Below are 5,855 nucleotides of genomic sequence, written 5' to 3' on the forward strand. Positions count from 1 at the left end.
GCAATCGTAGGCGTCCCGCCCAAGGCTCCCTTTATAGGGGAGCTGTCAGCGTCAGCTGACTGAGAGGTTGAATTTGCATTCACGTGTAAGGTTCAAGTTTGTAGTTTTTAGTTTGTAGACCATGGTTAAAAATTTAAAACCATCTCCTGCAAACTACAAACTCCGTACTACAAACTATAAAGAGAAGGACCACGAACCACGAGCCCCTAGCCACGAGCCACGATTCGACGGGATTCCCACAAGCGGGCCGCCTTTACAGGACGGCCCCTACTAGCCACTAATCCCCAACCATGGTATGATATAAGGTACAGTCTATTTCAGAAAGAGAGATGCCTTATGAAACTTTTTATTGCCGAAAAGCCGAGCATGGCCCGGGAATTGGCGAAGTGCCTGCCTGATCCGCACCAGCGGGGGAACGGCTGTATCCGCACGGGCGGCGGCATCGTGACCTGGGCTTATGGCCACGTCCTGCAGCAGGCCGAGCCTCAGGATTATGATCCCAAGTACAAGCGCTGGAACGCCGACGACTTGCCGATTATCCCCAAGCAGTGGAAGCTCCTGGTCAGCCTGGCCAGTAAGGACCAGTTCAAGGTCATTACGGACCTCATCGCCAACCCCGACGTCGATACTATCGTCAACGCCGGTGACCCGGACCGGGAAGGGCAGCTGCTCATCGATGAGATCCTCGATTACGTCGGCAATAAGAAGCCTGTCGAACGGATCCTCTTGAATGCCCTCGACGAGAAGAGCATCCACGAATCCCTCGACGATTTGCGCAGCAACGGCGATTTCGTCCATCTCAAGGAATCGGCCCTGGCCCGCAGCCGCGCCGACTGGCTCATCGGCATGAATCTGTCCCGGGCCTATACCCTGGCCGCCCGCCGTCAGGGACACCGCGTCGTCTTTCCCATCGGCCGCGTCAAGACGCCGACCCTGGCCCTCGTCGTCCGCCGTCAGCGGGAATTGGACAACTTCGTCCCCGTCACGTATTACGTCGTCAAAGCCGATTTCCTTCATAAGAACGGCCTCATCCGCGCCCAGTGGCAGCCCAGGGATACCCAGAGCGGCCTCGACCCGGAAGGGCGCTGTGTCGATGAAAAGACGGCCCAGTCCATCCTCGAACGCCTGCAGGAACGGCCTGACGGAACCATCGTCGAGCATAAAAAGACCAAGAAAAAAGAAGCCCAGCGCCTGCCCCTGTCCCTGTCGTCCCTGCAGGTCCTGGCAGGCAGGCGTTATGGCTATACACCGCAGCAGGTTCTCGATACGGCTCAGGAATTATATGAACGGAAACTGACGACCTATCCCCGGTCGGACTGCGAATACCTGCCGGTGAACCAGCGCAAGGATGTACCCCATATTTTGGCCAATCTCGGAAAACTGCCGGCAGGGAAGCTGGCTGAATGGGTCGCCGGTGCCGACGGCAAGATACGCAGCCGCGCCTGGAACGACAGCAAGATCACGGCCCATCACGCCATCATTCCGACGACCGTAGCCTGTCCCTTCGATAAATTGACGTCTATGCAGCAGCATATTTATTACCTCGTCGCCCAGGCCTATATTGCCCAATTCTATCCCATCCATGAATATGACCAGACGCGCATGGTCATCGAAGCGGCTGATGAACGCTTCGTCGCCCATGGCAAGACGGTCACCGTGCCGGGCTGGAAGGTCCTCTATCAGAGCGACAAGCACGATGACGACGAAGAAGAGAGGGGGACCCTGCCGGCTGTCCGCAAGGGCGATGGCGTCCATTATCAGAATGGCCAGGTCGACAAAAAGGCGACTAAGCCGCCGCCGCGCTTCACGCCGTCGACCCTCTTGGCAGCCATGAAGGAAATTTATAAGTACGTCAAAGACGAGAGCCTGAAGAAGAAATTGAAAGAAGTCCAGGGCATCGGCACAGAAGCGACGCGGGCGACGATTATCCAGGAGCTCATCCAGCGCAAATTCCTGACGACGGAAGGCAAGAAGAAGTACCTCAAGCCGACAGATGACGCCTACCTCCTCGTCGATTCCCTGCCCGATGAAATGCTCTATCCCGACGAAACGGCTGTCTGGGAAGAACGGCTCTATCAGATGAGCCTGGGCAAGGATAAACTGGACACCTTCCTCCACGACCAGCTGTCCTTCCTGGATACCCTGGTCACGGCGGCCCGGAAAGTCGTCATGCACATGGCCGGCATCAAGACCTGCCCCGTCTGCGGCAGTGCCATGGTCAAGCGCCACGGCAAATACGGCGACTTCTACGGCTGCAGCAACTACCCGTCGTGCCGCCACACCGAACCCGTCGACGGAGAAAAGAAACGGCCCGACGCCAAACCGTCGCCGTACCCGTGCCCGCGCTGCCACAAAGGGACCTTCCAGAAACGCAGCGGCCCCTACGGCCCCTTCTGGGTCTGCAGCCAGGAAGGCTGTAATACCAAATGCGCCGACGTCGACGGCGTACCAAGTTACTATGCCAGACACTAGTCTGGCATAGTAACTGTAGGGGCTCCCACGTGGGGAGCCCGCCGCGAATCCTGTGGATAACGCAGGTCGCCGGTCGCAGTCCGCAGTCCGCCGCGGTCCCACGGACCGCAATCGTAGGCGTCCCGCCCAAGGCTCCCTTTATAGGGGAGCTGTCAGCGTCAGCTGACTGAGAGGTTGAATTTGCGTCCCGCGGGATTCCCGCAACGGGCCGCCAGCAAACGGGATTCCCACAAGCGGGCCGCCCTTTGGGACGGCCCCTACTAGCCACTAGCCACCAACAACTACCTATGGTATTATAAATAATAGGCTATTTTTTATAGCTATTTTGTCAACTTTGGAGTCAAAATCATCAATGAAACGAATTTATTTAGATAACGCGGCAGCGACGCCGATGGACCCGCGCGTCCTGGACGTCATGATGCCGTATTTGACGACGGCTTACGGCAATCCGTCGAGCCTTCATTATTTCGGCCAGCAGGCCCGGTCTGCCGTCCAGACGGCGCGCAGCCAGGTCGCCCACTGCCTGGGCGTCAAAGGGGAAGACCTGGTCTTCACCAGCGGCGGCACGGAAGCGGACAACCTGGCCATCCTCGGCTTCCTGCGGGCCAATTACCCCCACGGCGGCCACCTGGTCACGACGGCCGTAGAACACCACGCCGTCCTGCGGACTTTCCAGGCCCTGGAAGGGAAGGGCTATGACGTGACTTATGTCCCTGTCGAAGCCGACGGCCGGGTCACAGCCGACGCTGTGGCCCAGGCCCTGCGCGATGATACGGTCCTTATTTCCGTCATGTATGCCAATAATGAAACGGGCATGGTCCAGCCCATCGACGCCATCGGCGCCCTGGCCCGGCAGAAGGGCATCGCCTTCCACGTCGATGCCGTCCAGGCCTTTGGCTACGTGCCTATCCGGCCGCTGGAACAGGGCATCGACATGCTCACGGTCTGCAGCCATAAGATTTACGGCCCCAAAGGTGTCGGCGCCTTGTACATCCGCCACGGACTGCAGGTCGCTGCCGAAGCCTATGGCGGACCCCAGGAACACCGCCTGCGGGCGGGCACGGAGAATGTCGCCGCCATTGCCGGATTCGGCAAGGCTGCCGAACTCCTGGAGGCCGAACGGGACGACCGCGTCCGGGCGGCGCGGCGCCTGACCGATGCCGTCCATGACCGGCTCATCAAGGGCGACGCCCGCTTCCACCTCAACGGCCGGCGCAACCACGTCCTGCCCAACATCATCGACTTCAGCGTCGACGGCGTGGACAGCGCCATCCTGCTTATCGCCCTCGACCTGCAGGGTCTGGCCGTATCGGCTGGTTCGGCCTGCGAAGCCGGCGCCGTCGAAGCGTCCCACGTCCTCCAGGCCATGGGCGTTGAGGACAAATGGCTGCGCAGCAGCATCCGCCTGTCCGTAGGCAAAGAAAATACCTTAGATGAAATCGAAGCAGCCATCGCCATCATCGGCGACGCTGTCCGTAAAAGCAGAGGAGAGTCACTATGAAACGAGTTGCCGTAGCTATGAGCGGCGGCGTCGACAGTTCGGTCACGGCCGGCCTTTTGAAGCAGCAGGGGTATGACGTCATCGGCATTACCCTGCGCCTGTGGGAAGAAGACCCGGCCTGCACCATCGACAACGTCCACGCCTGCTGCTCCCTCAGTTCCGTCGACGATGCCAAAGCCGTCGCCTCGGTCCTGGGGATTCCCCATTATACCCTGGATTTCCGCGATATCTTCCGGCGCGACGTCATCGACTACTTCGTCGATGCCTACGTCCACGGCAGGACGCCCAATCCCTGCATTGCCTGCAATAAATTCATTAAATTCGGTCTGCTCTGGGAAAAGGCCAAGCAGTTCGGTGCCGACTTCCTGGCGACAGGCCATTACGCCCGCATCGTCAAGGACGAAGGGACGGGAATCTATTCCCTGCTCCGCGGCACAGACCGCCGCAAGGACCAGTCCTATGTCCTCTATCAGCTGACACAGGACCTGCTGCCCCATCTCTTATTCCCCATGGCCGGCCTGGAAAAGGTCCATACGCGGGAACTGGCTAAAGAATGGGGCCTGCCGGTCTTCAACAAGCCTGAAAGCCAGGATATCTGCTTCATCCCGGACAACGACTATAAGGGCTTCTTGCAGCACGAACGCAAGGGCATCTTCAAGCCCGGCGACTTCGTCGACCAGAGCGGCCGCGTCATCGGCCGCCACAAGGGCATTGCCGCCTATACCATCGGTCAGCGGCGGGGGTTGAACCTCGGCGGTCCCGGCGGTCCGTATTATGTGACGGCCCTCGACGTGGCCCATAACCGGGTCGTCGTCGGCTCGGAACAGGATTTGTTCTCGAAGACTGTCCATGCCGGTGAAGCGACGTGGGTCGAACAGGCACCGTCCGCACCGTTCCGGGCCCTGGGCAAGATACGCTATGCTGCCCGTGAAGCGGCCTGCACGGTCTATCCCGACGGCGACAGCCTGCGGGTCGAATTCGACGATGCCCAGCGCGCCGTCACGGCCGGCCAGGCCCTGGTACTTTACGACGCCGAAACAGGCGAACGCGTCCTGGGCGGCGGCGTCATCCAATAGGAAAAAAGAGGAGGATTCCTGTGTCTACAGATCATATCAGAAACTTTTCAATCATCGCACATATCGACCATGGCAAATCGACGCTGGCCGACCGGATGCTGGAAATGACCGGCACCGTGCCCAAACGGGAAATGGAAGACCAGCTCCTCGATACGATGGATCTCGAACGGGAACGGGGCATTACCATCAAAGCCCAGTCGGCCCGTCTCATTTACGATGCCAAAGATGGCAAACAGTATACGCTCAATCTCATCGACACGCCGGGGCACGTCGACTTCAACTACGAAGTATCGCGCAGCCTGGCGGCCTGCGAAGGGGCCCTGCTCATCGTCGATGCCACGCAGGGCGTCGAAGCCCAGACCCTGGCCAACGTCTACCTGGCCCTGGAACACGATCTGGAAATTATTCCCATCATCAATAAAGTCGACCTGCCCAGCGCCGACCCGGACCGGGTCTGCAAGGAAATCGAAGACGTCATCGGCCTGGACGCATCGGACGCCATCATGATTAGCGCCAAGACGGGCTACGGCGTCGACAAGGTCCTGGAAGCCATTGTCCAGCGCATCCCGGCACCGGCTGACGAAGGGGACAAGCCCCTGCGGGCCCTCATCTTCGATTCCCATTTCGATGCCTATAAAGGGGCCATCGCCAATATCCGCATCATGGAAGGCAGCGTCAAGCCGGGCCAGCGCATCCGCATGATGGCGTCGGGCAAAGAATTTGAAGTCATCGAAACGGGCGTCTTCCTGCCCCAGATGCATCCCGTCCCGTCCCTGGAATGTGGCAGCGTCGGCTATCTGGCAGCC

At 59.5% G+C, this 5,855-nt stretch carries 4 protein-coding genes; all 4 read left to right on the forward strand.

All coding sequences use genetic code 11. From position 1 onward, the window contains the following. Nucleotides 1-336 precede the first annotated feature (336 nt). A complete protein-coding gene (locus WMO23_RS10715; protein WP_349174044.1) occupies nt 337-2,472 on the forward strand; it encodes a DNA topoisomerase III in 2,136 nt (711 codons plus the stop codon). Nucleotides 2,473-2,824: 352 nt separating this feature from the next. Beyond that, complete coding sequence (locus tag WMO23_RS10720; protein ID WP_020311400.1) at nt 2,825-3,973, forward strand: cysteine desulfurase family protein; 1,149 nt, start codon at nt 2,825-2,827, stop codon at nt 3,971-3,973. Beyond that, a complete protein-coding gene (gene mnmA, locus WMO23_RS10725) occupies nt 3,970-5,049 on the forward strand; it encodes a tRNA 2-thiouridine(34) synthase MnmA (protein WP_020311401.1) in 1,080 nt (359 codons plus the stop codon). Before WMO23_RS10720 ends, mnmA begins: the two co-directional genes overlap by 4 nt. Nucleotides 5,050-5,069: 20 nt before the next feature. After that, nucleotides 5,070-5,855 (forward strand): GTP-binding protein (locus WMO23_RS10730; RefSeq protein ID WP_349174047.1); only part of this gene is annotated, 786 nt, incomplete at its 3' end.

The organism is Megasphaera intestinihominis (genome assembly GCF_040096415.1).
Lineage (GTDB): Bacteria > Bacillota > Negativicutes > Veillonellales > Megasphaeraceae > Megasphaera > Megasphaera intestinihominis.